Genomic DNA, 26,810 nt, shown 5'->3' with positions numbered 1-26,810 from the left:
GCCCGGATCGCTCAGCTCGTCAGCACCAGGATGGGCGGCACGAGCACGAGCGCGGCGCAGATGACGACCACGAAGGCGCGCGCGGCCGGGCTGATCGGCGCCGGCGGGTCGAGAAGTCGCGCCTCGCGGGACACGAGCGCCGTGCGTCGCTCGGCCGGTGTGCGACTGTCTTTCGGGGCGCCGAGGACGGCGCCGGCGCTTCCCGTCGCGTCGACGAGCTCGATCGCCTCCGCCAGCACCGTGTCTCCTGACACACGTCGTGCCTGGTCGTCCGCCAGCATCTCGACGAGCAGAGCGACGGCATCCTGCGCGCGGGTCGCGATCGGGAACCACGGGAGAGCCCGCTTCCACGACCGGAACGCGTCGAGCAGCAGGTGGTGCTTCTGTCTCAGATGCGCACGCTCGTGCGCGATGACGGCCTCCAGCTGCTCGGGAGTGAGCAGTTCGATCATCCCCTCGGAGAGCACGGTGATGCTGCGTGCTCCCGGAAGGCAGTAGGCGGCAGGGGCGGGATGGTCGATCACCCGCGTCGACGGCGTGTCGGGAAGCGGGGAGCTCAGCAGGCCGAGGAGCTCCCGGTGTCGATGCCGCTGGCGGCGGCTGCGCACCGATGTGAGCGCGAGATTGAGGATCAGGTGCACGGCGAGCAGCACGGCCGCGCTCAGCGCGAAGGTGTTCAGCAGGGATGCCTGCGGCGGGAGAGGGCCGCTGAGGATCGAACCGAAGGCGCTGGCGATCCGGCTCCAGAGGTCGTCGCCGAATGGCTGGAGGCCGAAGAGCAGCAGAGAGCCGATCATCGAGATGCCACCGGCGAGGGCGATCGACTGCCAGAGGGCGAGTGCCAGCACGGGAGCCCTGGCGGGCCAGGATGCACGCGCCAGCAGCGCGGGGACCGGCCAGGCCAGCGCGACGGCGAGCACGCCGAGCGCGAGCGCGATGTCGTTGACGGGCGTCACCGGACGCTACTGCGAGCGCGTCGAGAGGAGGCGCCGGAGGGTCTCGGCTTCGGACTCGTCGACGGAGCCGACGAAGTGGGCGAGGGCCGCCGTGCGGTCGGACGAGCTCTCGAGGACCTCGTGCATGAGATCGGCGACATGGCTCGCGCGGGAGAGCGCGGCGAAGTAGAGGTGCGGACGGGTACCGCGGTCGCGCTCGACGAAGCCCTTGGTCTCGAGACGGGACAGCACGGTGAGCACCGTCGTGAGCGCCGGTCCCTTGCCGTCACCCCGGGATGAAGCTAGCTTGTCGCGTAGTTCGTTGGCGGAGACAGGGGTGCCGCTGTTCCACAGAGTATCCATCACTGCTCGTTCGAGTTCTCCGAGATTCGCCACGGTTCTAGGGTAGCGCGGCCTTGCTGAGAATGTTCTACACTGAGTAGAAATGTGTTCTACACGGTGTAGAAACCATGGGGATTGGTGGAGTTGCTGTGAACGAATGGTTAGATCCGCTGCTGCTCTCGCGGTGGCAGTTCGGATTGACGACGATCTACCACTTTCTGTTCGTCCCGATCACGATCGGGGTCGTGACCGTCGTCGCCATCTTCCAGACGGCGTGGTACCGCACGGGCAAGGTGCACTATCTGCAGCTCACCCACTTCTTCGGCAAGATCTTCCTGATCAACTTCGCCATGGGCGTCGTCACCGGCATCGTGCAGGAGTTCCAGTTCGGCATGAACTGGTCCAACTACTCGCGCTTCGTCGGCGACGTCTTCGGCGCCCCGCTCGCCCTCGAAGGGCTGCTCGCCTTCTTCCTGGAGGCGACCTTCATCGGCCTGTGGATCTTCGGCTGGGACAAACTCCCACGAGGGCTCCATCTCGCCACCATCTGGCTCACCGCGGCCGGCAGCATCCTCTCGGCGTACTTCATCATCGCCGCGAACGCATTCATGCAGAACCCCGTCGGCTACACGCTCAACGAGGGGCGGGGCCGTGCCGAGCTGACCGACATCTGGGCCGTGCTCACGAACAAGGTGGCACTGGCCGCGTTCCCGCACACGATCTTCGCGTGCTTCATGGTGTCGGCGGGACTGATCATCTCGGTGGCCGCGTGGCATCTCGCGCGCAAGCAGAACATCGAGACGATGCGTCCGGCGCTCAAGTTCGGCCTCTGGACCATGGTCGGCGCCGGTGCGCTCACCGTGCTGAGCGGCGACCAGCTCGGACTCGCCATGGTGCAGACGCAGCCGATGAAGATGGCCGCGGCAGAGGCTCTCTACAAGACGTCAACCGGCGCCGATGCATCGTTCTCGATCTTCACGCTGGGCACGCCGGACGGAGTGCACGAACTGTTCTCCATCCGCATCCCGTACCTGCTGTCGTTCCTGTCGACGCACACGCTCGACGGCACCGTCGAGGGCATCAACGACCTCCAGGCGCACTACGCGCAGATCTACGGCCCCGGTGACTACACCCCCATCATCTGGGTCACCTATTGGGCGTTCCGCTGGATGATCGGCCTCGGTGCGCTCCACGTGCTCATCGCCGTCGTCGGTCTGTGGATCACCAGGAAGGGCCGCATGCCGCAGCGGGTCTGGGTGTGGAAGGTCGCGATCTGGGCGTTCCCGCTCTCACTGCTGGCGATGACCGTCGGCTGGATCTTCACCGAGATGGGCAGACAACCGTGGATCGTCTTCAGCCTCATGAAGACGGCCGACGGCGTCTCGCCGAACGTCACCGGGCTCACCGTGCTCATCTCGCTCGTGGCGTTCACGGCGATCTACGGAGTGCTCGCGGTGGTCGAGTTCCTGCTCATCAAACGTGCGGCCCAAAAGGGCCCGGCCCCCGTCGAGGATCACCTCGACGAAGAGGGAAAACACGTCCCGGTCGCGACGGTCTACTAGGAGACACTGATGGATCTGGCAATTCTCTGGTTCGGCATCGTCGCCTTCTTCTTCGTCGGCTACTTCGTGCTCGACGGCTTCGACTTCGGCGTGGGGATGGCGTTGCCGTTCCTGGGCAAGGACGACGTCGACCGTCGCGTGATGATCAACACCATCGGCCCGGTCTGGGACCTCAACGAGACCTGGGTGATCGTCGGCGGCGCTGCGCTGTTCGCGGCCTTCCCCGAGTGGTACGCGACGCTGTTCAGCGGCTTCTATCTGGCCCTGCTCCTCATCCTGCTGGCGCTCATCGCCCGCGGCGTCTCGTTCGAGTACCGTCACCAGCGCCCCGACTCGCGCTGGAAGAAGTGGTTCGACGGCATGATCATCGTCGGGTCGGCTCTGCCCGCGTTCCTGTGGGGCTGCGCCTTCGCCAACATCGTGCAGGGCGTCGCCCTCGATGCCCAGCACAACTACACGGGGACGCTCTTCGACCTGCTCAACCCGTACGGGCTGCTCGGCGGCCTGACGACACTGCTGCTGTTCTTCACCCACGGGGTCGTGTTCATCTCGCTCAAGACGGACGGTCCCATCCGTGAGCGGGCCCGCCGGCTCGCCGTGAGGTCGGGCGCGATCGCGATCGTCGTCGCGGCGGCGTTCCTGCTTTGGACCGGCATCGCGCACTTCTCGGTCGTATTCCTGATCCTCGCCGCGCTGGCGGCGGTCGCCCTGATCTCGTCGTGGGTCGCCAACCTGCGCGGTGCGGAGGGATGGTCGTTCACGTTCATGGCGCTCACCATCGGCCTCGCCGTGGTGTCGCTGTTCGCAGCACTGTTCCCGAACGTGATGCCCTCCTCGCCGAACCCGGAGAACAGCCTGACGATCGCCAATGCGTCGAGCACCGATACGACGCTCACCGTGATGACCTGGGTCGCCGCGATCTTCCTGCCACTGATCCTGCTCTACCAGGGGTTCACCTACTGGATCTTCCGCAAGCGCGTGACCCGTGCCCAGATCCCGGAAGAAGCTCCGGTCACCGCGAACGCCGCCTGACCGTGCGTCCTCTCGATCCCCGTCTGCTCCGCTACGCCGCGGCGGCGCGCACCATGCTCGCCGCCGGAGGTGCGCTTGCGCTCCTGCGCACGGCCAGCATCATCGCGTTCGCCTGGCTCGTCACTCAGGTGGTCGTGCGCGCGATCGCCGGGGACGACATCGCGGCGATCAGTGGGCTGCTCGGCGCGCTGGTGCTCGTGATCCTCGTGCGGGGTCTGGTGCTCTGGTTGTCCGACGCGGCGGCGGCGCGGGGTGGGGCCGCCGTCATCGGCCAGTTGCGTCAGGCCTTGACCGGCGCCATCGGACGGCTCGGACCGAGCTGGCTCTCGACGCGCAGCGGCACGCAGGTGACGCTCACGATCGGCCGCGGGCTCGATGCTCTCGAGGGATACTTCACGGCCTATGTGCCGCAGCTCATCCTGACCGCCGTTGCGACCCCGCTGCTGGTCGGGATGATCTTCTGGAGCGACCCGACGAGCGGCATCATCGTGCTCATCACGCTGCCGCTCATCCCGATCTTCATGATGCTCATCGGCTGGGCGACCCAGGCGGCGCAGCAGAAGCAGTGGGCGGCCCTGTCGACACTGTCGCGGGGCTTCCTCGACGTTGTCGACGGGCTGTCGACGCTCAAGCTCTTCGGGCGGCAGCACCGGCAGACGGCCCGGATCCGCGCGGTCAGCGACGAGTACCGGGTGCACACCATGAAGGTGCTGCGCATGTCCTTCCTCTCGGGATTCGTGCTCGAGCTCGCAGCGAGCCTCTCGGTGGCGCTCGTCGCGGTAGCGATCGGGCTCCGGCTGCTGAACGGTCAGCTCGATCTGTCGGTCGGGCTGTTCGTGCTGCTGCTCGCGCCGGAGGCCTTCCTCCCGCTCCGCAACGTCGGCGCGGCGTACCACGCGGCGACGGAGGGCATCGAGGCCGCACAGGGCGCCTTCGAGATACTCGACGCCGACCGCGCGTCGGCGCCTCAGGCGGCCCCGGCGGCGGCTCAACAGGATCTCACCCGCGCATCACTGACGTTCGACGACGTCACGATCGCGTACGACGGTCGGCCGATCGTCGCCGGATTCAGCGCCGAGGCTCGGGCGGGCGCCCTCAGTGTGCTGAGCGCGCCGAGCGGGTCCGGGAAGTCGAGCCTGATCGGGGCTGCCCTCGGGTTCACTCCCGCCTCGGGCCGGATAGCGGTGGGAGCGGAGCACGACGACCTCGTCCGGCGCTCTCTCATCGCGTGGTCGGGGCAGAATCCCGGACTGATCGCCGGCACGATCGCCGCGAACGTCGCCCTGGGTGCCCCCGCTCCGGATGCCGACCTGGTCGCCGCGTCGCTGCGGGAGGCGGCGGCGCCGGAGCTCGAGCCGTCGACACTGCTCGCCCCCGGCGGGAGGGGTCTCTCGGGCGGACAGGCGCAGCGTGTCGCGGTCGCGCGGGCGCTGTACCGGATGCGCGCCGAGCGCTGCCCGGTGCTGATCCTCGATGAGCCCACATCCGCGCTCGACGACGCGACGGAGGCCGCGCTGATCGTGAATCTCCGGCGTGTGGCCGTTGAAGGCCGCACCGTGGTGGTCGTCAGCCACCGTGCCCCCGTCGTCGAGGCCGCCGACCACGTGATACCGCTGGAGGTGCTGACCAGTGTCCGCTGAATCCGCTCCGACCCGGCGCATCCTCCGGCTTGCGCTTCCCCCCGCCCGCCGGTTGTGGGTCGGCATCGCGTTCGGCGTGCTGAGCGCCGGCAGCGCTGTCGCCCTGCTGGCCGTCTCGGCGTGGCTGATCACCCGGGCGTCCGAGCAGCCCGCACTGATCTACATCTCGATGGCGGTCGTCGGCGTTCGGGCGTTCGCGCTCGGCCGGGCCTTCTTCCGCTATCTCGAGCGGCTCTCGGGTCACGATGCGGCCTTCCGGCAGTTGGCGACCATCCGCTCCGAACTGTTCGGGAGGCTGGTGCCCCTCGCGCCCGACGGCCTCGGCGACACCCGACGTGGTGACCTGCTGACCCGGGTAGCGGATGATGTCGACGAACTGCAGAATCACTCGCTCCGCGTCGTGCAGCCGCTCGTCACCGCCGGGATCATCGCAGCCGTGAGCGTCGTCGGCGTTACCCTGCTCCTTCCCGAGGCCGGACTCGCCCTCCTCGTCTCGCTCGTTCTCGCCTTCCTCCTGGGCACACTGATCAACCGCTGGGCATCCGGCGCGGCCGAGCGCACCATCGCCCCGCTCCGGGCAGCACTCAACGACAGCGTCAGCGACCTGGTCGGAAACCTGGATGTGCTCACGGCCTACGGCGCCCTGGACAGCGCACAGCGACGGGTCGGCGCCGCGAGTCGCACGCTCACCGACGCGATCCGGTCCCGCGCCTCGGGGTCCGCGTTGACCAGCGCCGTCGTGTCCGTTCTCGCGGGTGCGGCGACCGCTGCTGCGTTGGCGGCGGGGGTTCCCGCTCTCGGCGCCCACCGGCTCGACGCGCCGACGCTCGCGGTGATCGCGCTGCTGCCGCTCGCCGTGTTCGAGGTGTTCGGAACGGTGCCCCTGGCACTCGGTGCGCGACGCCAGGTGATCGCCAGCGCACGGCGGCTCGCCGCCACGACGCCCTACCAGCCGCCGGCAGGGGTGCCGGTCGACCGGCCCGACGCCGTGGCGCTCGAACGTCACGTGGGTCCCGTCATCGAGTTGCGGGGGATGAGCGCGCGATGGCCAGGAACGGCGGAACCGGTGCTGGACGACGTGTCGATCCGTCTGCACCCCGGCGAGCGCGTCGTGTTGACCGGCCCGACGGGTGCGGGGAAGACGGCCCTTGCCCATGTGCTCACCCGCTTCATCGACTACGAGGGCTCGTACACGATCGACGGCGTCGAGGCGCGGGATGCTCGGCAGGACGATGTGCGAACGATCATCGGGCTCTGCGAGCAGCGACCGTATCTGTTCGATTCCGACCTCCGTCAGAACCTGCTGTTCGCCAAGGACACGGCGACCGACGATGAGCTGTTCGCTGTGCTCGAACGAGTGGGTCTGAGCGACTGGGCCGTCGAGCGCGGTGGACTGGGGGCGCCGGTGGGGGAGCGCGGTGCGCTCGTGTCCGGAGGACAGGCACAGCGGATCGCCGTCGCGCGGGCGATCCTGGCCGACTTCCCCGTGCTGATCGTCGATGAACCGGCGGCGAACGTGGATGCCCGCATCGCCGACCGGGTCGTTCGCGACATCCTGACGACGGCCGCGGAGGACGGGCGTACGGTGCTGCTCATCTCCCACACCGCTGTGCCGGATGACCTGATCACGCGTCGGGTCCGCCTCGAGCGCGGTCGCGTGCTCGCGTAAGGCCCGGGCGTCAAAACGGACGGGCCAGAGCGGTCAGGCGTGCCCGCCATGCGGCGGTGCGCGCCGGATCCTGGGCGAGCGCCGGTCCGTCGACCCACGAAGTGACGGCGCGGATGCCGTGCAGCGCATTGACCGCCCAGAGCGTCGCGCCCTCCAACTCGGCCGGGGCGACGGCTTCCTCGTCCACCGGCACACGGAGGGCCGCGGCCACCCCGCGAACCGTCCTCGCCGCGACGCTGTCGACGCGCGGCAGCACCAGCGGCGGCGTGAAGAGAGTGTCGCCGCGCCACCAGAGCAGGGCGGTCGTCGCGCCGTCGCTGACCCGGCCGTCGTCGAGGATGACCGCCTCCTGCGCGCCGGCCCGCTGGGCCTCCTGGCGCAGGCGGCTCAGCGCCGCGAGATCCGGTCCCTTGAGATGCGGGACGCGACGCGGGTCGTCCGCAGCCGTTGCGACGACGACCGACTCGGTCAAGTCGGGCGCGGTACGCAGCCGGAATCGCAGCAGGGGAGCATCCCGGCTCGTCACGAGCTCGAAGCGCGGAAACCAGCGGCCGTCGCGGGGGATCGCGTCCAACCCGGCTTGCCAGAACTCGTCGAGCGCAGAGCGGTCGGAGAAACCTCGTTCGATGGCCGTCTCGGCGAACCGCTCCCGATGCAGCGCCAGAGCCAGGGCCCTGCCATCGGAGACCAGGAACGAGTCCGCCGCCTCGAGTGCGGTCTCACCGACCTCGCAGTGATCGACGACGACGAGGTCGCCACCGCGCCAGTCCCACAGGGTCGTGCTCGCAGCCATTCGCCTAGGCTAATGCAGTGGTTCCCCGACTCCGCAGTTACCCGGTCGACGGCTGGGCGGATCCCGCCGACGCCTTCGTCGCCCTCTTCGCCGACGCCGCGAACGCTGTCTGGCTCGACGCCGGCCCGGATGCCGACAGCGGTCGCAGCTACCTCGGTGCGGGCATGCGCGTCGCGACCTCCAGCGTTGCGGCAGGCGAGGTCGTCGTGGACGCGCCCTCGGGTCTCCGACGTCGTCCGGGGTCGATGCTCGACTTCCTCTCCGACGACCTGACGGAGCGCGGCCGCAGCGAGCCCCGCACCACCGAGCCGTCGTTCGCGCTCGGCTGGGTCGGCTGGCTCGGGTATGAGAGCGGAGCGGCTGCGAGCGGCGTCCCGATCGCGACGACGACCGGCCCTGATGCCGCGATGCTGTTCGTCGACCGTGCGATCGCGTTCGATCACGGCACCCGCACCATCGAGTTGCTGGCCGTCGACGACGCCGAGAGCGGGGAGTCGGAGGAGGCCTGGGTGGTGCGCGTGCGTCGCGCGATCGGGCGGCCAGCGGGGGCCGCCGCTCAGTACGCCGCCGCGCATCCGGTCGGACCGCCGCACCCGGCCGTCTGGCGGTACGACGACGCCGAGTACCTGCGGCTGATCGCCGAGTGTCAGGACGCCATCAGGCGCGGCGATGCCTACCAGCTGTGCCTCACCAACCAGGCCGTCGCCGAGACGACGATCGACGACGTCGCCCTGCACCTGCGCCTGCGCGCGGCGAGCCCCGCGCACCACGGCGGACTGCTCCGCATCGCAGGCGTGTCCCTCGTGAGCTCGTCTCCGGAGCAGTTCCTCGCCGTGCGATCCGACGGCCTCGTGCGCACCAAGCCCATCAAAGGCACGCGCCCCCGCGGCGCCACGGTCGCACGCGACGTCGAATTACGCGCAGAACTCGAGGCGAGCGAGAAGGAGCGCGCCGAGAACGTGATGATCGTCGACCTGATGCGCAACGACCTCGGACGCGTGTGCGAGGTCGGCTCCGTGGAGGTGCGGCACCTGCTCGCCGTCGAGAGCTACGCGCAGGTCCATCAGCTGGTCAGCACCGTCGAGGGCCGACTCCGCACCGGGTTCGGGGCGGTCGACGCGATCGCGGCGTGCTTCCCGGCCGGCTCGATGACCGGAGCTCCGAAACTCAGCGCGATGCGCATCCTGCACGAGCTCGAGCAGGGCGAGCGCGGCATCTACGCCGGATGCTTCGGGTATGTCGGTCTCGACGGCGCGGCGGACCTCGCGATGGTCATCCGGAGCATCACCGTGCGCCCCGATCTCGTGACCATCGGCGCCGGCGGAGGCATCACCGCGCTGTCGGTGCCGGAGGAGGAACTCGACGAGGTGGCGATCAAGGCGCGCGCCCTGCTCGCCGCGGCCGGGGTCATCGCAGCCGGTCCGACGGCGTCAGGGAACGGATCGGGCCTCCCGAACGTTTAGTAGTCTGGATGCTTGGGCACGCAGCAGCCCTCTGCTTTCCGCCGTCTCCCAGGCGAGGCGGCAAGAACCGACGAATGAGAGTCACGTGGCACACGAGCACGATTCAGCGCACGCGCCCGCCGAGGGCGCGCAGTACGACTTCGCCGACATCCAGAAGAAGTGGCTTCCGGTCTGGGAAGACCTCAAGCCGTTCGCGACGGACGACCCGGCCGACAAGCGTCCGCGCAAATACGTGCTCGACATGTTCCCGTACCCCTCGGGCGACCTGCACATGGGGCACGCGGAGGCGTACGCACTCGGCGATGTGATCGCGCGCTACTGGCGTCAGCAGGGCTTCAATGTGCTGCACCCGATCGGCTGGGACTCCTTCGGTCTGCCTGCCGAGAACGCGGCCATCAAGCGCGGACTCGACCCCAACGGCTGGACCAACGACAACATCGCTCAGCAGAAGGCGAGCATGCGCCGCTACGCGCCGAGCTTCGACTGGGACCGCGTCCTGCAGACGAGCGACCCCGATTACTACCGCTGGAACCAGTGGCTGTTCCTGAAGCTGTACGAGAAGGGTCTGGCGTACCGCAAGGCGAGCCAGGTCAACTGGTGCCCCTTCGACCAGACCGTGCTGGCGAACGAGCAGGTCGTCAACGGCCGCTGCGAGCGCTGCGACAATCTGGTCACCAAGAAGAAGCTGACCCAGTGGTACTTCCGCATCACCGACTACGCGGACCGCCTGCTGGACGACCTGAACCAGCTGGAGGGCGCGTGGCCGTCCAAGGTGCTGAGCATGCAGCGCAACTGGATCGGGCGGTCGACCGGTGCCGACGTGAACTTCACGATCGAGGGCCGGGATGAGCCGGTCACGGTGTACACGACGCGCCCCGACACGCTGTACGGGGTCACGTTCATGGTCGTCGCGCCCGACTCCGACCTGGCCGCCGAACTGGTTCGGGATGCGCGCCCGGAGGTCAAGGCCCGCTTCGACGAGTACCTGGATGCGGTGCGCGGCACCACGGAGATGGACCGTCTGAGCACCGACCGCGAGAAGACCGGCGTCTTCCTGGAGCGTCATGCCGTCAACCCGCTGACGGGGGAGAAGCTGCCCATCTGGGCCGCCGACTACGTGCTGAGCGACTACGGTCACGGCGCGATCATGGCCGTTCCCGCGCACGACCAGCGCGACCTCGATTTCGCTCGAGCGTTCGATCTGCCCGTGCGCGTGGTGCTGGACACGAACCAGCCGGTCACCGGCGCGATCCCGGTCATCCACACGGATCCGGAGACCGGCGAGCCGATCCTGCCCGACGATCTGCCGCTGGACAACCCGTCGGAGACCGGCGTCGCGCTCACCGGCGAGGGTCGGCTGATCAACTCGGGGCCGTTCGACGGCCTGAGCAAGTCCAACGCCATCCGGCGCATCACCGAGGCGCTGCAGGCGGGCTCGCTGGGCACGCCCGCGAAGAACTTCCGGCTGCGCGACTGGCTGATCTCACGCCAGCGCTACTGGGGGACGCCGATCCCGATCATCCACTGCGAGATCGACGGAGAGGTGCCCGTGCCCGAGTCGGAGCTGCCGGTGCTGCTGCCGCCGGCCGACGGTCTCGACCTGCAGCCCAAGGGCACGAGCCCGCTGGGTGCGGCCTCGGACTGGGTCAACGTGACCTGCCCGAAGTGCGGCGGACCGGCCAAGCGCGACACGGACACGATGGACACCTTCGTCGACAGCTCGTGGTACTTCCTGCGGTTCCTGTCGGTGAACGACGACACCAAGGCGTTCGACCCGGCGGAGGCCGAGAAGTGGGCGCCCGTCGACCAGTACATCGGTGGCGTCACCCATGCCATCCTGCACCTGCTGTACTCGCGGTTCATCACCAAGGTGCTGTTCGACCTCGGGTACCTGAGCTTCACGGAGCCGTTCACCGCACTGCTCAACCAGGGCATGGTGCTGATGGACGGATCGGCGATGAGCAAGTCGCGCGGCAACCTGGTGAAGCTGGCGGAGCAGCTGGATGAGCACGGAGTCGACGCCGTGCGCCTGACGATGTCCTTCGCCGGGCCTCCCGAGGACGACATCGACTGGGCGGACGTGTCGCCGTCCGGCAGCGCCAAGTTCCTCGCCCGCGCCTGGCGCGTGGCGAACGACGTCACGAGCGCTCCGGATGCTGTGTGGAAGAACGGCGATCAGGCGCTGCGTCGCGTGACGCACCGTTTCCTGGCCGACGCGCCCGGGCTGATCGAGGCGTTCAAGTTCAACGTCGTCGTCGCCCGCCTCATGGAGCTCGTCAATGCCACGCGCAAGGCGATCGACACCGGCGCCGGGCCCGCGGATCCCGCGGTGCGCGAGGCGGCCGAGGTCACGGCGATGGCTCTGAACCTGTTCGCTCCGTACACGGCGGAGGACATGTGGTCGATCCTCGGTTACGAGGCGACGGTGGCGCTGGCGCAGTGGCGCAAGCCGGATCCGACGCTGCTGATCGAGGAGTCGGTGACCGCCGTCGTGCAGGTCGACGGCAAGGTGCGCGACCGCCTCGAGGTGTCGCCGAAGATCGCGGCCGACGAGCTGGAGGCCCTCGGACGTTCATCCGATGCCGTCAAGCGCTCGGTCGGCGATCGCGAGATCGTCAACGTGATCGTCCGCGCGCCCCGTCTGGTGAACATCGCGACGAGGCCCCGCGGGTAGCGCCCGGTAGCGTTCGGTATCCGGGACGCGTCGTGTGACGCGAACTCGGCCCACGGCGGTCCTCCACAGCGGAGGGCCGTCGTTCGCTTTCCACCGGTGAGCCGTCGGGCGCCCGGCGCGCGACCCGGCTTCGTACCGTGGAGGGATGGGGGAGCGAAGTGCCGGGCGGCATCGTGGTGGTCAGGCGTCGGGCCTGGCGGATGCGGTGGACCCAGACGAGGTGCTGGGCTCGAACGAGGCGGTGAGCCCAGGCGGTACGTCCGGCGTGGATGCGGCTGCCCAGGGTCACGAATCATCACTGGCCGACCTCGCTCCTGCACCACGCTCCACGCGGGTGCGGATCGGGATCGGTGCCGCGGTCGTGCTCGTGATCGCGGCACTCGTCGTGACGGTGATCGTGACCGCGATCGGACAGCAGGGGACAGTCGCGGAACTCGCCGCGGCAGCGCCGGCCGGCTCGACGGCTCCGTCCGGTTCGGTGCCGAGCGCATCCGCCGGCGCGGTGGGCGGCGCGGAGTTGCTGGTGCACGTGCTCGGGGCCGTGAAGAAGCCCGGGCTCGTCTCGTTGGCGGCCGGATCCCGGGTGGTCGACGCGGTCGCCGCGGCCGGCGGACTCAGCGCCGATGCCGACGTGTCCGGCATCAATCTCGCGCGGCCGGTGTCCGACGGCGAACAGCTCCCGGTGCCGCGAGCCGGGGAGGTCCCGGCTGCTGCCCCGACGACCGCGCCCGGAGGCAGCGTCGCGGCATCCGGCGCCCTCGTCAACATCAACACGGCATCGGAGGCCGAGCTCGCCACCCTGCCGAGGATCGGACCGGCGCTCGCTCAGCGGATCACCGACTGGCGCTCGGCGAACGGACGCTTCACGGCTCCCGGCGACCTCATGAAGGTGACCGGGATCGGCGAGAAGCTGTTCGACGGGCTGAAGGACCGGATCACGGTATGACGGTGGATCTGCGGCTCGCGGTCCCTGCCGTCACGATGTGGGGCACTGCAGCGATGGCGGTCGGTGCGCCCCAGACGGCGCCCGTTGCCGCGGCTGTCACGTGGACGCTCGTGGGCGTGGGCACCGTGATCACCGTCTGGGTATGCCTGCGGGTCGCCGCAGCCGGCGGCCGTGGGAGCCAGGTAGGTGCGAGTCGAGATGACTCGAGGCGCACGGGGCACGGCGTGACGGTGATCTGGACCGCCGGCGTGCTCTCCCTCGTGGCTGCTGCGCTCGTGCTGAGCGTCATCGCGCGTGAACAACCCCGGCGCGCTCCCGAGCCGCTGGTCGACGCGGCCGCCGGGTCGGCCGCGGTCACCCTGGAGGTGCGCGCCGACCGCACACCGCAACGGATCTCGGGCGGCTTCGACGGGCGACCCCGGTGGATGTGGAAGGGCACGGCGTCGTCCGTGACCGCGCGCGGCGAGTGGTACGCCGTCGAGTCTCCCGTGACAGTGATCGGGTCGATGGAGGCGGGCGACGCGCGGACGATCGTGTTCGGCTCCGTGTCGCGGGTGGAGGGGAGCGTACGCACGAACGTCCCCGGCGATACGACCGCCTTCCTGGTGAGCGCGCGTTCACCGCCCGTCGTGGTCGCCGACGCGGCCCCCTGGCTTCGCTGGACCGACGTGCTCCGGAACGGTTTCTCGGCTGCCGCGGCGGCGACGCCGGGCAACGGCGGTTCCCTTCTTCCCGGACTGGCGATCGGTGACGTCTCCGCCGTCGGCCTCGAGCTGGACGAGGCGATGAAGGTCAGTGCGCTGAGTCACCTGACCGCGGTGTCCGGGGCCAACTGCGCGCTGGTGACGGGCATCGTGTTCCTGCTCTGCGCAGCGGCAGGCCTCGGACGCGGCACTCGGGTCCTCATGTCCCTCGCGATGCTGCTGGCGTTCGTCGTGCTGGTGACGCCCGGAGCGAGTGTCGTGCGCGCGGCGACGATGGCGGTGATCGTTCTGGTCGCGCTTGCACGCGGTCGCCCGGCACAGGGAGTGCCGGTGCTCGCCCTTGCGGCGATCGTGCTGCTCGCGCACGACCCGTGGCTCGCCCGCGACTACGGCTTCGCGCTCTCCGCGCTGGCGACCGCGGGCCTCCTGGTGCTCGCCGGTCCGCTGGCGCGCGTGCTCGCGCGCTGGATGCCGCGCAGTCTCGCAGCCGTCGTCTCCATTCCGCTCGCGGCGCAGCTCGCCTGTCAGCCGGTGCTCATCCTGCTCACGCCCACGTTGCCGCTGTACGGCGTCGCCGCCAATCTGCTGGCCGAACCCGCGGCGCCCATCGGCACCCTTGTCGGCCTCGTCTCCTGCCTGGTGCTCCCTGTCGCGCCGGTGCTCGGCCAAGCCCTGGTCTGGATCGCCTGGCTGCCGTCGGCGTGGATCGCGGCGGTCGCGCAGACGACCGCGTCCCTTCCGGGCAGCAGTCTGCCCTGGGTGGACGGTCCACTCGGGGTGGTGCTCAGCGCGGGCACGCTGGCGGCCGTGGCGGTCCTGGCTCTCGGACGGCGGTCCGGTCGGCCATCCCACGGAGTGGTGGGGGCGCAGCCCGACGAGGGAGCCGGTCGTCGCCGCACGCGGGGGATCGCGATGTCTGTGGCGTCCGCGGTGCTGATCGGCGGAATCGGTGTCTACGCGGGAGCGCTCGGCGGCGCCACGCTCGGGAGCGCCCTCGCGACGCCCGACGACTGGCAGATCGCGGCGTGCGACGTCGGCCAGGGTGACGCGCTGCTCCTTCGCGACGACGGCCGCACAGCGATGATCGACGTGGGGCGCACCGCCGGCCCCACCGCGGCGTGCCTCGATCGGCTCGGTGTGGAACAGCTCGACCTGCTCGTGCTCACCCACTACGACGCCGACCACATCGGCGGCCTCGAGTCCGTGATCGGCCGCGCAACGGCGGCGGTGGTCGGCGCGACGTCGAACGCCGCGGACGACACTACCGTCGGCCGGCTGGAGTCCACAGGGACGACCGTCTCGCGCGGAGAGGCCGGGATGCACGGCACGCTCGGGGGTCTGAGCTGGCGCGTGGTGTGGCCGCCGGCAGCATCTGCGGCGCCCCCGCCCACAGGGAACGCGGGCAGCGTTGTGATCATGGCCGAGGGACACGGTCTGACGTCGCTGTTCCTAGGCGACCTGGGGGAGCGCGAGCAGGATCAACTGCTCGCATCGGGCAGGGTCGGCGCCGTCGAAGTCGTCAAAGTCGCCCATCACGGATCCGCCGATCAGAGCGCCGCCTTGTACGCCGAGCTCGGAGCGGCGCTCGGCCTCCTGTCGGTGGGTGCGGCGAACGGTTACGGGCATCCCACGGCGCGCGCGTTCGAGATCCTCGGCGCGGCTTGCACGTCCTGGGCGCGCACCGATCGTCAGGGTCTCGTCCTCGTCTCGCCCGGGTCGGCCGAGGGAGCGGTGTCGCTCTGGACGGAGCGCTCCGACGCCTCCGGCGCGCGGATCGATGACAGTGGGCCCCCGTATGCTGGAGGGGAACGAGGAGGAACGTGGCGGCACGAGGCAGCAGCAGGTCGAACGCGAGCGCGGGGCGTACGGCGGCCGCCATCCCGCAGCTCTCCTGGAACCAGGTTCGGCCCGCACCGATCGTCCTCGTCTCCGGCCCAGAGGGCTTTCTCGCGGATCGTTCGATCCGTGCGCTGCGCGACGCGCTCAAGACGGAGGACCCGAGCCTCGAAGTCAGCGATCTCGCCGCCAACGACTACGCCCCCGGCGAGCTCCTGACCCTCGCCAGCCCGTCGCTGTTCGGCGAGCCGCGGCTGATCCGGGTCGAATCGGTCGAGAAATGCAGCGACGTCTTCCTCGCCGAGATGCTCGACTACCTCGCCTCTCCGGCTGACGGCACCGTCGTGGTGCTCCGCCATGGTGGCGGGGTGCGCGGCAAGAAGCTGCTCGACGCGATCCGAGCGGGAACGGGCGGCGGCATCGAGGTCGTCTGCACGGAACTCAAGAAGGACTCCGACAAGTACGACTTCGCGCAGGCGGAGTTCCGGGCGGCGGGAAAGAAGATCAGCCCCGGCGCGCTCCGCGCCGTCACCTCCGCCTTCGCCGATGACCTCGCCGAACTCGCCGGCGCCTGCCAGCAGCTCATCTCCGATACGGCTGCCGAGATCACCGAGGCGACGGTCGACAAGTACTACGGCGGCCGGATGGAGACCAACGCGTTCCAGGTCGCCGACGCCGCGATCGCCGGCCGGCACGGCGAGGCGCTCATCACCATGCGGCACGCCTTATCATCCGGTGCCGACCCGGTGCCGATGGTCGCGGCGTTCGCCAGCAAGATCCGCACGATGGCGAAGATCTCCGGTGCACGCGGCGGATCCGGGCAGCTGGCCCAGCAGTTCGGGCTCGCTCCCTGGCAGGTCGACCGCGCCCGCCGCGACCTCTCCGGCTGGACGGAAGACGGCCTCGGCCGCTGCATCGAGGTCCTGGCCGAGACCGACGCGAACGTGAAGGGCGGCGGCCGGGACCCGGTGTTCGCGCTCGAACGGATGATCCGCATCGTGAGTTCACGCGGCCGCGACTGAGCCCCAGCACGAGCACGGAACCAGCGCGAGAAACTGCCCCGACCGCGACAACGCGAGTGAAACGCGAAGAGCCCCCGTCGCCATGACGGGGGCTCTTCGACTCACGGGACCAGGCCCGCGGACGTGTGGTGCTTAGAGGCTCGCAACCTGCTTGGCGATCGCCGACTTGCGGTTCGCGGCCTGGTTCTTGTGGATGACGCCCTTGCTGGCGGCCTTGTCGAGCTTCTTGCTGGCGACGGTGAGGGCTGCGGTCGCCTTGTCCTTGTCTCCGGCGACGACGGCCTCGCGGGCTGCGCGAACGGCGGTCTTGACCTCGCTCTTCACGGCCTTGTTGCGCTCCTGCGCCTTCTTGTTCGTACCGATGCGCTTGATCTGCGACTTGATGTTTGCCACGTGTGGTTACTTTCGTTCGTAAGTGAGTTTCGGATGAGCCGCTCAGCGAGAGAGGGCGCCTTGCGGCAATCGTGCGGACGGAACCCACACGCAAGCCAACAAACAACTTTACCAGTGCGGGCCCGTCTGACCAAACGCATCGACCCCGCGCGCCGCGCCGAACCGACAGGCTGCCTGGCGCGCGGGCCGACGAGCCCGCCCGGCCTCCGTGTGCGTCAGGCGGTCGCGGTCTGCTTCACCGCGTACGAACCGGATGTGATCTCCTCGACCAGCGTCGGGCCGTTCGGCTCCCAGCCCAGGTCGATGCGCGCCTTCGTGCCACGTGCCTGCTGATCGAGCAGCAGGGCGTCGGCCAGCCCGGCGCCGAGCCGGTCGCGCGATTCCTCGACGGTCTCCGGCTGAACGCCGCCGGCGATGTCCGCCGCCGCGGCCGCGGCCGCGCCGAGCTCGCGCACGGTCGGGTTCGTCCCGCTCGCGCCGAGGTAGACCGACCCGCCGTCGCCGTTCTCGAAGGCCAGCACGTACAGGGCGGCGAGGTCGTCCACGTGCACGGTCGCCCAGTGCTGCGAGCCGTCACCGATGAGGCGGAGCGCCGGGGCGACCCCGTCTCCGCGCGGCGCGTCGACGATCTCGTTCGCGAGACCCCTGCCGTAGCCGTAGACGATCGACGGGACGACGACGGCCGTGCGGATGCCGCGAGCCGCCAGCACGCGCGCCTCGTTCGCACCGCGCCACGAGGTCAGGGCCGGGGGTGCCGACGGCGAGTCCTCGGTGATGTCCTCGTTCGAGCCGTAGGTCCAGATGCCGCCGGTGTGCACGAACGCCTTGCCGGTGCCCTCCAGCGCGCTGAGAACAGCGCCGATGAAGACCGGGTCGACATCCTTCGACGATGCCAGGTGGATCACTCCGTCGCTCTCGCGCGCCGCGCGCTCGACGAGCTCCACGTCCGTCGCGTCCCCGATCAGGGCGGTCGCGCCCGCGGCCTCGACCGCGGCGGCCTTCGTCTCGTCGCGCACCAGGGCGACGACGCTGTGGCCTTCGTCGATGAGGCGGGGGAGGACGGATGATCCGATGAAGCCGGTCGCGCCGGTGAGGAGGATGCTCATGCTTGCGTGCAACGCGACGGCGACGCATCCATTCCCGCACCGTGCCGCCGATGCCCGGGCGTAGGCTCGAAATCATGAAGAATCCCGCATCCATCGCCATCGTCAACGCCTACCTCGTCCCCGTCGCCGGGGACCCGATCGAGAACGGCACCGTGCTCGTCGAGAACGGCCGGATCACGGCGGTCGGCGCCGATGTCACGGTTCCGGACGGCGTCGAGACCGTCGATGCGAGCGGCAAGTGGGTTCTTCCCGGCTTCATCGAGTCGCACGGCCACGTCGGCATCCACGAAGAGGCCAACGGCCCCGCCGGTGACGACACGAACGAGATGACGGTGCCGAACACCGCCGCCGTGCGCGCGATCGACGCGATCAACATCGACGACGAGGGCTTCCGCGACGCGCTCTCCGGCGGCGTCACCTCGATCGTCGTCAAGCCGGGATCCGGCAACCCGATCGGCGGCCAGACCGTCGCGATCAAGTCGTGGGGCGGGCGCACGATCGACGAGCAGGTCATCCGCGAGGCCGTCAGCGTGAAGTCGGCCCTCGGTGAGAACCCGAAGCGCGTCTATGGAGCGAAGAACGTCACCCCCAGCACGCGCCTGGGCGTCGCGATGATCATCCGCCAGGCGTTCGTCGAGGCCCAGAACTACCGCGCCCAGCGCGACGAGGCGGAGAAGGACGGCAAGTCGTTCGCCCGCGACCTCGGCAAGGAGACGCTGGTTCGCGTACTCGACGGCGAGCTCGCCTGGGACCAGCACACGCACCGTCACGATGACATCGCGACGGCCATCCGGCTCGCCGACGAGTTCGGCTACCGTCTCGTCATCAACCACGGCACCGAGGGTCACAAGCTCGCCGACGTGCTCGCCGAGCGCGACATCCCGGTCATCTTCGGACCGATGTTCACGTCCCGTTCGAAGGTCGAGCTCAAGGATCGCGCGATCGCGAATCTCGGCAAGCTGGCCGCCGCGGGCGTGCGGGTGGCGATCACCACCGACCACCCCGTCGTGCCGATCAACTTCCTCGTGCACCAGGCGTCCCTCGCGGTCAAGGAGGGGCTGCCCCGCGACACCGCGATCGAAGCCCTGACGGTCAACCCCGCCTCCTTCCTGAAGCTGGACGAGCGCGTCGGCTCGCTGACGCCGGGACTGGACGGGGACATCGTCGTGTGGTCGGGCGACCCGCTCGACGTGAACTCGCGCGCCGAGCGCGTCTTCATCGAGGGCGCAGAGGTGTACCGCTGGGAGGGCGACCACGGCGTCGTCGTCGAGCGCTCCGAGCGGTTCGACACGGCCGTCTGACCCGTCGGCGGGTGCCGTCCGATCCGTCGACGGCGCCCGCTCGCCCGGCAGCCGATGCCGCCGCCGACGCCCGAATAGGGAAGCGGGCTCGGCTCGTGGGAGAATCGACCCACAATGTCACCACGAGCTCTGAAGGCCCTCGAGCCCGCCGCGACCGATCCGGCGTTCATCCGCAATTTCTGCATCATCGCCCACATCGACCACGGCAAGTCCACCCTGGCCGACCGGATGCTGCAGATCACCGGCGTCGTCGCCGAGCGCGACATGCGCGCGCAGTACCTGGACCGCATGGACATCGAGCGTGAGCGCGGCATCACGATCAAGAGCCAGGCCGTGCGCATGCCGTGGGCCGACGACTCCGGTCAGTCCTTCACGCTCAACATGATCGACACCCCAGGGCACGTCGACTTCACCTACGAAGTGTCGCGATCGCTGGCGGCGTGCGAGGGTGCGATCCTCCTCGTCGATGCTGCGCAGGGCATCGAGGCCCAGACGCTGGCCAACCTGTATCTCGCGCTCGAGAACGACCTCACGATCATCCCGGTGCTCAACAAGATCGATCTGCCGGCGGCCGATCCCGACAAGTACGCCGCCGAGCTCGCGAGCCTCATCGGCGGCCGTCCCGAAGACGTCCTCCGCGTCTCCGGGAAGACCGGCATGGGCGTGGATGCCCTGCTGGATCGTGTCGTCGAACTCATCCCGCAGCCGGTCGGCAAGAAGGATGCGCCGGCTCGCGCGATGATCTTCGACTCGGTCTACGACAGCTACCGCGGTGTCGTCACGTACGTCCGGATGATCGACGGCAAGCTCTCGCCGCGCGAGCGCATCCAGATGATGTCGACGAAGGCGACGCACGAGATCCTCGAGATCGGCGTGAGCTCCCCGGAGCCGACCCCGTCGAAGGGCCTCGGCGTCGGCGAGGTCGGATACCTCATTACGGGTGTGAAAGACGTGCGCCAGTCGAAGGTCGGTGACACGATCACGACCGCGTCGAAGCCGGCGACGGAGGCCCTCCCGGGCTACACGGAGCCCAAGCCGATGGTGTTCTCGGGTCTCTACCCGATCGATGGCAGCGACTATCCCGAACTGCGCGAGGCGCTCGACAAGCTCAAGCTGTCGGATGCCGCGCTCGTGTACGAGCCGGAGACCTCGGTCGCCCTCGGCTTCGGCTTCCGCTGCGGCTTCCTCGGACTCCTCCACCTCGAGATCGTCACCGAGCGCCTCGAACGGGAGTTCGGTCTCGACCTGATCACGACGGCCCCCAGCGTGATCTACGAGGTCACCACCGAGGACAAGAAGACCATCACGGTCACCAACCCGAGCGAGTTCCCCGGCGGCAAAATCGCCAAGGTCGAGGAGCCGATGGTGAAGGCCGCCATCCTCGCCCCCAAGGACTACGTCGGCGTCATCATGGAGCTGTGCCAGAGCCGCCGCGGCGCGCTCATGGGCATGGAGTACCTCGGCGAGGACCGCGTGGAGATCCGCTACACCATGCCGCTCGGCGAGATCGTGTTCGACTTCTTCGACCAGCTCAAGAGCCGCACCGCCGGCTACGCGTCGCTCGACTACGAGCCCGCCGGCGAGCAGGAGGCAGATCTGGTGAAGGTCGACATCCTGCTGCAGGGCGAGCAGGTCGACGCGTTCAGCGCGATCGTGCACCGCGACAAGGCCTACGCCTACGGCGTGCTGATGACCGGGCGGCTGCGCGAGCTCATCCCGCGCCAGCAGTTCGAGGTGCCGATCCAGGCCGCCATCGGCGCGCGGATCATCGCCCGCGAGAGCATCCGGGCCATGCGCAAGGACGTGCTCGCGAAGTGCTACGGCGGTGACATCACCCGCAAGCGCAAGCTCCTCGAGAAGCAGAAGGAGGGCAAGAAGCGCATGAAGATGGTGGGCCGGGTCGAGGTACCGCAGGAAGCCTTCATCGCCGCGCTCTCGGGCGACGTCGAGAAGAAGGACAAGAAGTAGGCACGCCATGCGACGCTCAACGTTCACCGATCAGCCCGTGACGTACGGCGCGGTGGGCGGCACGCAGGCTCCCGACCTGCTGTACTACCCGCCGAAGGGCTACCGCCCCCTTGAGCGCCAGGCGCGGCTCGGCAGCGGCGAGGAGCGCTTCGCCACGGCGGTCACCTCCCTCATGACGTGGGGCGTGCAACGGGGGAGCGGGATCAAGGTCACCGACGCCCACGAGGGGACCGGCGTGCAGTACGAAGGGGTGATCTTCAACCCGGACGGCTCGCCCGCCAAGCTCCAGGAGCACCGTCAGGCCGAGGCCGTGTTCGCGGATGACGGGTCGCCGTACATCGCCAACGGCATGACCGCCGTGCTCAAGATCCCCTTCGGTCCCATTCACGTCTCGGCGCCGATGCGCGTCGTCTACGTGATCGACGAGCCCAACCGCGCCGGCTTCGCCTACGGAACCCTGCACGGGCATCCGGAGAGCGGCGAGGAGGCGTTCATCGTCGAGCAGCGGGACGACGGGTCCGTCTGGTTCGTGCTGCGTGCGTTCTCGCGGCCGGCGAACGGCTTCTACCGTGCGTTCGGGCCCATCCTGCGGCTGGTGCAGCGTCACTACACGGCGAAGTACCTGCGCGCCCTCCTGCCCGTTCGGTCGGTCTGACCGTGCCGAGTGCTCTTCCGCTGGGCGATCCGGCGCCCGCCGACGGCCTGCTGCCCGCGTCGACCGCCGAGCGCGCCGCCGAACGCAACTTCGGCGTCTATCTGCACGTGCCGTTCTGCCGGGTGCGCTGCGGCTACTGCGACTTCAACACGTACACGGCGACCGAGCTCCGCGGAGTCGCGCAGAGCGACTACGCCGCGCATGCGATCAGCGAGGTCGCGTTCGCGGCCGGGGTGCTCGAGGCGACCGGCATCGCACCGCGTGCGGCGTCCACCGTCTTCTTCGGGGGCGGCACGCCGACGATGCTGCCGGCGACCGACCTGACGGCCATGCTCGCCTCCGTGCGCGACGCGTGGGGCCTCGCCGAGGGCGCCGAGGTGACGACCGAGGCCAATCCCGACTCCGTCGATGCCGCGTATCTCGAGCAGCTCGCGGCCGCCGGTTTCACGCGAGTCTCCTTCGGGATGCAGTCGGCTGTGCCTCATGTGCTCGCCACCCTCGAGCGCACCCACGACCCCGAGCGCGTTCCGCTCGTCGTCGAGTGGGCGCGTGCCGCCGGGCTCCAGGTGAGCCTCGACCTCATCTACGGCACGCCGGGGGAGTCGCTCGACGACTGGTCGCGGTCGCTCGAGAGCGCGATCGCCTGCCGTCCCGACCATCTGTCGGCCTACTCGCTGATCGTGGAGCCGGGCACCAAGCTCGCGCGCCAGATCAAATCGGGCGGCGTCGCGGAACCCGACGAGGACCTGCAGGCCGACATGTACGAACTGGCGGATGCTCGGCTCGCCGCCGCGGGCTACGGCTGGTACGAGGTCAGCAACTGGGCGACGGACGACGCCCACCGGTCTCGCCACAACCTCGCCTACTGGCAGGGACACGACTGGTGGGGCATCGGCCCTGGCGCGCACAGCCACGTCGGCGGCGTGCGCTGGTGGAACGTGAAGCATCCTGCGGCGTACGCCGGCCGGGTGCTCGCGGGCGAGTCGCCGGCCGCGGGCCGCGAGACGCTGGATGCCGAGACGCAGCGCGTCGAGCGCGTGCTGCTGCTGACGCGCATCCGGGACGGACTCTCGACCACCGAGCTCGACCAGCACGGCCGCACGGCCGTGGCCGGCCTGATCGCCGACGGCCTCGTGGACGCGAAAGCCGCCCTGCGCGGTGTCGTGGAACTGACACTGCGAGGGCGGCTGCTGGCCGATGCCGTTGTGCGGCGCCTGCTGGCCGACGACTGACCGGCAAAGCGGGCCGCGGCCGGCGGACCGGGCGCTTTCGCGACTAGCTGACGAACTTGATGGCGAGCGGGTAGGTGTAGAACTCGCCCTGGTTCGCCTTGACCGCCGCGATGATGCTGAAGACGATGTTGATCACCCAGGCGGCCGCCAGGATGAGGAACCCGATGAACACGATCGTCAGCAGCCAGCCGACGATGTAGGCGATGAAGATCGTGATCTGGAAGTTGAGCGCGGTCGCGGTGTGCGCCCGCACGAACGGTCCCTTGTCTTTCAGCACGAGGTAGCCGATCAGCGCCGGGATCCAGTTGAACAGGATGCCGCCGATGTGGACGAGCGTCGACCAGAGCTTCTCGTCGGACGGACTGAGCTGCTGCGGAGTACCGCCATACGGCGCTCCGGGAGGGGGCGGGGGCGTTGCGGACATCTTCACTCCTTGGGTGCGCCCGGACTGCGGGCGGGTCGGGACCACTGTCGCCACCAACTCTAGGACGATCGAGCCGAAACTGAGAAGAAGCCGGGAGGGCTGTCAGCCTCCCGGCTTCTTCTCGCGCCCGTCGCTGAGGCGGCGCCGACCTACTTGATGAACCGGAAGTTCACCGGATACCGGTACGTTCCCCCGCCGTTGACCTTGACGAAACCGAGGATCGAGAACACCAGGTTCACGACGTAGAGCACCCACGGGATCAGCAGGCCGAAGAGCAGCCAGCCGATGCCCGTGAACGACAGGATGGCGCCGACGATCTGGGAGGCGATCCAGACGATGATCCAGGTGATCTGCCAGTTGAGCGCTTCCTTCGCCTCCTGGTTGGTCAGCCGGCCGCGGTCTTTGAAGACGAGGAAGATGATCAGCGACGGCAGGATCCAGAGGATGCCGCCGAGGTGCGCGAAGGAGGCCCACTGCTTGTCTTGGGCCGGGTCGAGCGGGGCGGCCGGTGCGCCGTACGGCTGCTGCGGCTGCTGGGGCGGAACGCCGCCGTACGGCTGCTGCGGCTGCTGCGGCTGCTGGGGCGGAACCGATCCGTAGGGCTGCTGCGGCGGAACCGATCCGTAGGGCTGCTGGGGAGGAGGCGGCGGTACGGCGCCTGCGGGCGGAACGGGTTGCTGCGGCTGCTGCGGCGGAACCCCGCCCGCGGCCGGATCGCTCGGGGGTTGAGTCGGGTCGCTCATGATCGGTGCCTTTCGTTCGAGCTCGTTCGGATCGAACCGTCGGCCGGCCGGGCCTGCCGATCAGTGCGCGCCACGCAGTTGTGGGAGCGCATGCATACGGTACTGCTGTGAATCTCAGGCGTGCAATGAATGTGTCTGCGTGTCGGCACGATATGATTAGCACTCAAGAGAAGTGAGTGCTAACAGTTCGGACAGGAGGCGAGTCGTATGGTGTCCGAGCGCAGCCTCGAGGTTTTGCGTGTGATCGTGCAGGACTACGTCGCGTCTCGTGAACCGGTCGGCTCCAAGAGCATCGTGGAGCGGCACGCCTTCGGAGTCTCCGCCGCGACCATCCGCAACGACATGGCGGCGCTCGAAGAAGAAGAGCTGATCGTCGCGCCCCACACCTCATCCGGCCGGGTGCCGACGGACAAGGGCTACCGGCTGTTCGTCGACCATCTCGCCGAGATGCGTCCGCTCAGTCCCGCGCAGCGGCAGGCGATCGAGGTGTTCCTCGGGCAGTCCGTCGACCTCGACGACGTGCTCGCGCGCACCGTGCGCCTGCTCTCGCAGCTCACCAACCAGGTCGCGCTGGTGCAGTATCCGTCGGTCGCGCGCTCGCGCATCCGGCACATCGAGCTCGTCATGCTGGCGCCGCGACGGCTGCTCAGCGTGTTGATCACGGATTCCGGCGCGGTCGAGCAACGCGTCATCGAACTCGGGTCCGACCTGAGCGATGAAGACGTCGCGGAGATCCGGGGCGCCATCAACGGCGCGTCGGCCGGGCTGTCGCTGAACGACGCCGCACACCGGCTCAACGATCTGCCGGAGGCGCTCACCGAGCGCACCCGCGGCCTCGTCGCGCCCGTGGCGAGCGCACTGATCGACCAGATCGCCGCCAACCGCCAGGAGAAGCTGGTCATGGCCGGCGCTGCGAACCTCGTGCGCACCGAGCACGATTTCACCGGCAGCATCTTCCCGGTGCTGGAGGCGATCGAGGAGCAGGTCGTGCTGCTACGTCTGTTCGGCGAGATGGCCACCGATCAGCACGGCGTCGCCGTCAGCATCGGTCGCGAGAACGCCGCCTTCGGCCTGGCCGAGACCAGCGTGCTCTCCAGCGGTTACACCTCTTCCGGATCCGACATCGCCCGGCTGGGTGTGCTCGGACCGCTCCGCATGGATTACTCCAACAACATGGCGGCCGTTCGCGCGGTCGCCCGATACCTCTCCCGCCTGCTGGGCGAATAAGCACCGAACGAGAAGGAAAAGCCGTACGTGGCCGACCATTACGAAGTCCTGGGCGTTGAGCGCAACGCCACCCCCGACGAGATCAAGAAGGCGTACCGCCGCCTCGCGAGGGAACTCCACCCCGACGTCAACCCCAGCCCGGAGGCGTCCGAGCGATTCAAGCAGGTCACGCACGCGTACGACGTGCTGAGCGACCCGCAGCAGCGCCAGCAGTACGACCTCGGCCCGCAGCCCGGCTTCGGTGGCGGAGGCGGCGCGGACTTCGGCGGCTTCGGCGACATCTTCGAGACCTTCTTCGGCGGCGGCGGAACGTCGCGCGGCCCCAAGTCGCGCCGGGAGCGCGGTCAGGATGCGCTCCTGCGCGTCGAGGTCGACCTCGACGAGGTCATCTTCGGCACCCACCGCGACCTCGAGGTCGACACGGCTGTCGTCTGCGAGACCTGCAACGGGTCCTGCTGCCAGCCGGGCACGGCGCCGGTCACCTGCGACATCTGCCACGGCACCGGCAGCATCCAGCGCTCGGTCCGTTCGCTCCTCGGCAACGTCATGACCTCGAGCCCCTGCGGCACCTGCCGCGGGTACGGCACCGTCATCGCCACGCCGTGCGTCACCTGCCAGGGTCAGGGACGCGTGCGCGCCCGCCGTACCGTACCGGTGGACATCCCCGCCGGCGTCGACACCGGCCTGCGTCTGCAGATGCCGGGCAGCGGCGAGGCCGGTCCCGCCGGTGGCCCCAACGGAGACCTCTACCTCGAGATCAAGGTCAAGCACCACGACGTCTTCAGCCGCGACGGTGACGACCTGCTCTGCACCCTCGAGGTCGCGATGACGGATGCGATCCTCGGCACCACCGCGACGGTCAAGGCCCTCGACGGCGACATCAGCATGGACCTCAAGGCCGGCGTGCAGAGCGCGGATATCATCACGATCAAGGACCGCGGCATCACGCACCTGCGTGGCAGTGGGCGAGGCGACCTGCGGGTCGGCATCCAGGTGGTCACGCCGGTGAAGCTCGACCACAAGGAACGCGAACTCATCAAGCAGTTCGCCGCGGCCCACAAGCACACCGAGCCGACCCTGGCGCGATTCCAGCAGGGTCTCTTCGCGAAGCTGCGCGACCGGTTCCTCAACGTCTGATCCGGG

Annotated in this window: 21 protein-coding genes and 1 pseudogene; 15 read left to right on the top strand and 7 right to left on the bottom strand. The window is 69.2% G+C overall.

From position 1 onward, the window contains the following. Positions 1–11: 11 nt before the first annotated feature. Complete coding sequence (locus AC1DB1_RS07515; protein ID WP_271178550.1) at positions 12–956, bottom strand: M56 family metallopeptidase; 945 nt, start codon at positions 954–956, stop codon at positions 12–14. A gap of 6 nt (positions 957–962) precedes the next feature. Continuing rightward, positions 963–1,331 (bottom strand): BlaI/MecI/CopY family transcriptional regulator, encoded by a 369-nt coding sequence (locus tag AC1DB1_RS07510; RefSeq protein WP_271178551.1) that lies wholly within the window; start codon positions 1,329–1,331, stop codon positions 963–965. Positions 1,332–1,426: 95 nt separating this feature from the next. On the opposite strand from AC1DB1_RS07510, the gene AC1DB1_RS07505 reads away from it, so the two are divergent. Genes AC1DB1_RS07505 through cydC form a run of 4 tightly spaced genes read left to right on the top strand, consistent with a single transcriptional unit; the run spans position 1,427 to position 7,180 of the window. Continuing rightward, complete coding sequence (locus tag AC1DB1_RS07505; RefSeq protein ID WP_477200316.1) at positions 1,427–2,839, top strand: cytochrome ubiquinol oxidase subunit I; 1,413 nt, start codon at positions 1,427–1,429, stop codon at positions 2,837–2,839. Positions 2,840–2,848: 9 nt separating this feature from the next. After that, positions 2,849–3,871: a cytochrome d ubiquinol oxidase subunit II gene (cydB, locus tag AC1DB1_RS07500; protein WP_271178553.1), complete on the top strand. Its 1,023-nt coding sequence runs from the start codon at positions 2,849–2,851 to the stop codon at positions 3,869–3,871. 2 nt (positions 3,872–3,873) lie between these two features. Further along, positions 3,874–5,511: a thiol reductant ABC exporter subunit CydD gene (cydD, locus tag AC1DB1_RS07495; RefSeq protein WP_477200315.1), complete on the top strand. Its 1,638-nt coding sequence runs from the start codon at positions 3,874–3,876 to the stop codon at positions 5,509–5,511. Then, entirely contained in the window at positions 5,501–7,180 is a 1,680-nt protein-coding gene (cydC, locus tag AC1DB1_RS07490; RefSeq protein ID WP_477200314.1) for a thiol reductant ABC exporter subunit CydC, read from the top strand. The genes cydD and cydC overlap by 11 nt, the downstream gene beginning before the upstream one ends. A 10-nt stretch (positions 7,181–7,190) precedes the next feature. On the opposite strand, the gene AC1DB1_RS07485 is transcribed toward cydC, so the two are convergent. Then, entirely contained in the window at positions 7,191–7,973 is a 783-nt protein-coding gene (locus tag AC1DB1_RS07485) for an aminotransferase class IV (protein WP_477200313.1), read from the bottom strand. Positions 7,974–7,990: 17 nt separating this feature from the next. Here AC1DB1_RS07485 and AC1DB1_RS07480 point away from each other — a divergent pair, with 17 nt between their 5' ends. From AC1DB1_RS07480 to holA, 5 genes and pseudogenes are all read left to right on the top strand, one after another. Beyond that, the gene (locus AC1DB1_RS07480) at positions 7,991–9,436 is read left to right on the top strand and encodes an anthranilate synthase component I family protein (RefSeq protein WP_477200312.1); all 1,446 of its coding nucleotides are present in this window, start codon (positions 7,991–7,993) and stop codon (positions 9,434–9,436) included. Positions 9,437–9,521: 85 nt separating this feature from the next. Further along, entirely contained in the window at positions 9,522–12,110 is a 2,589-nt protein-coding gene (gene leuS / locus AC1DB1_RS07475) for a leucine--tRNA ligase (RefSeq protein ID WP_477200311.1), read from the top strand. A 145-nt stretch (positions 12,111–12,255) separates the two neighbouring features. Then, positions 12,256–13,056 (top strand): helix-hairpin-helix domain-containing protein, encoded by an 801-nt coding sequence (locus tag AC1DB1_RS07470; protein WP_477200310.1) that lies wholly within the window; start codon positions 12,256–12,258, stop codon positions 13,054–13,056. Then, positions 13,053–15,023, top strand: a pseudogene (locus tag AC1DB1_RS07465) (ComEC/Rec2 family competence protein); the annotation flags it as partial. The gene AC1DB1_RS07470 and the pseudogene AC1DB1_RS07465, both read left to right, overlap by 4 nt. Before the next feature lie 557 nt (positions 15,024–15,580). Beyond that, positions 15,581–16,618: a DNA polymerase III subunit delta gene (gene holA, locus AC1DB1_RS07460; RefSeq protein WP_477200309.1), complete on the top strand. Its 1,038-nt coding sequence runs from the start codon at positions 15,581–15,583 to the stop codon at positions 16,616–16,618. A gap of 132 nt (positions 16,619–16,750) precedes the next feature. On the opposite strand, the gene rpsT is transcribed toward holA, so the two are convergent. Continuing rightward, entirely contained in the window at positions 16,751–17,011 is a 261-nt protein-coding gene (rpsT, locus tag AC1DB1_RS07455) for a 30S ribosomal protein S20 (protein WP_477200308.1), read from the bottom strand. A gap of 215 nt (positions 17,012–17,226) precedes the next feature. Continuing rightward, positions 17,227–18,117 (bottom strand): NAD-dependent epimerase/dehydratase family protein, encoded by an 891-nt coding sequence (locus tag AC1DB1_RS07450; protein WP_477200307.1) that lies wholly within the window; start codon positions 18,115–18,117, stop codon positions 17,227–17,229. Positions 18,118–18,191: 74 nt separating this feature from the next. On the opposite strand from AC1DB1_RS07450, the gene AC1DB1_RS07445 reads away from it, so the two are divergent. The 4 genes from AC1DB1_RS07445 to hemW all read left to right on the top strand — a co-directional run bounded on the left by AC1DB1_RS07445 (position 18,192) and on the right by hemW (position 23,273). After that, positions 18,192–19,418, top strand: a complete 1,227-nt coding sequence (locus AC1DB1_RS07445) for an amidohydrolase (protein WP_271178562.1) — start codon at positions 18,192–18,194, stop codon at positions 19,416–19,418. Between the two features lie 114 nt (positions 19,419–19,532). Then, entirely contained in the window at positions 19,533–21,386 is a 1,854-nt protein-coding gene (gene lepA, locus AC1DB1_RS07440; protein WP_271178563.1) for a translation elongation factor 4, read from the top strand. Positions 21,387–21,393: 7 nt separating this feature from the next. Beyond that, a complete protein-coding gene (locus tag AC1DB1_RS07435; RefSeq protein WP_477200306.1) occupies positions 21,394–22,041 on the top strand; it encodes a DUF1990 family protein in 648 nt (215 codons plus the stop codon). 2 nt (positions 22,042–22,043) lie between these two features. Continuing rightward, on the top strand, positions 22,044–23,273 hold the full coding sequence (hemW, locus tag AC1DB1_RS07430) for a radical SAM family heme chaperone HemW (RefSeq protein WP_477200305.1): 1,230 nt from the start codon (positions 22,044–22,046) through the stop codon (positions 23,271–23,273). Between the two features lie 43 nt (positions 23,274–23,316). On the opposite strand, the gene AC1DB1_RS07425 is transcribed toward hemW, so the two are convergent. Next, positions 23,317–23,697, bottom strand: a complete 381-nt coding sequence (locus AC1DB1_RS07425) for a DUF4870 domain-containing protein (protein WP_271178566.1) — start codon at positions 23,695–23,697, stop codon at positions 23,317–23,319. A gap of 149 nt (positions 23,698–23,846) precedes the next feature. Then, positions 23,847–24,440, bottom strand: a complete 594-nt coding sequence (locus AC1DB1_RS07420) for a DUF4870 domain-containing protein (RefSeq protein WP_477200304.1) — start codon at positions 24,438–24,440, stop codon at positions 23,847–23,849. 207 nt (positions 24,441–24,647) lie between these two features. On the opposite strand from AC1DB1_RS07420, the gene hrcA reads away from it, so the two are divergent. Both hrcA and dnaJ read left to right on the top strand, forming a co-directional pair. Further along, entirely contained in the window at positions 24,648–25,667 is a 1,020-nt protein-coding gene (hrcA, locus tag AC1DB1_RS07415) for a heat-inducible transcriptional repressor HrcA (RefSeq protein WP_271178568.1), read from the top strand. Between the two features lie 27 nt (positions 25,668–25,694). Then, on the top strand, positions 25,695–26,804 hold the full coding sequence (gene dnaJ / locus AC1DB1_RS07410) for a molecular chaperone DnaJ (RefSeq protein WP_477200303.1): 1,110 nt from the start codon (positions 25,695–25,697) through the stop codon (positions 26,802–26,804). Positions 26,805–26,810: the final 6 nt, after the last annotated feature.

The organism is Leifsonia sp. 10N434 (assembly GCF_056394405.1).
Note: the sequence above shows the minus strand (reverse complement) of the source record. Positions and strands in the feature narration are given on the sequence as shown.

Excerpts from the sequence above, each read along its gene's own strand:
- cydB (WP_271178553.1), top strand. The coding sequence starts at position 2,849 with ATGGATCTGGCAATTCTCTGGTTCGGCATCGTCGCCTTCTTCTTCGTC.
- AC1DB1_RS07485 (WP_477200313.1), bottom strand. The coding sequence starts at position 7,973 with ATGGCTGCGAGCACGACCCTGTGGGACTGGCGCGGTGGCGACCTCGTC.
- AC1DB1_RS07470 (WP_477200310.1), top strand. The coding sequence starts at position 12,256 with ATGGGGGAGCGAAGTGCCGGGCGGCATCGTGGTGGTCAGGCGTCGGGC.
- AC1DB1_RS07450 (WP_477200307.1), bottom strand. The coding sequence starts at position 18,117 with ATGAGCATCCTCCTCACCGGCGCGACCGGCTTCATCGGATCATCCGTC.
- AC1DB1_RS07445 (WP_271178562.1), top strand. The coding sequence starts at position 18,192 with ATGAAGAATCCCGCATCCATCGCCATCGTCAACGCCTACCTCGTCCCC.
- lepA (WP_271178563.1), top strand. The coding sequence starts at position 19,533 with ATGTCACCACGAGCTCTGAAGGCCCTCGAGCCCGCCGCGACCGATCCG.
- AC1DB1_RS07435 (WP_477200306.1), top strand. The coding sequence starts at position 21,394 with ATGCGACGCTCAACGTTCACCGATCAGCCCGTGACGTACGGCGCGGTG.
- AC1DB1_RS07425 (WP_271178566.1), bottom strand. The coding sequence starts at position 23,697 with ATGTCCGCAACGCCCCCGCCCCCTCCCGGAGCGCCGTATGGCGGTACT.
- AC1DB1_RS07420 (WP_477200304.1), bottom strand. The coding sequence starts at position 24,440 with ATGAGCGACCCGACTCAACCCCCGAGCGATCCGGCCGCGGGCGGGGTT.
- hrcA (WP_271178568.1), top strand. The coding sequence starts at position 24,648 with ATGGTGTCCGAGCGCAGCCTCGAGGTTTTGCGTGTGATCGTGCAGGAC.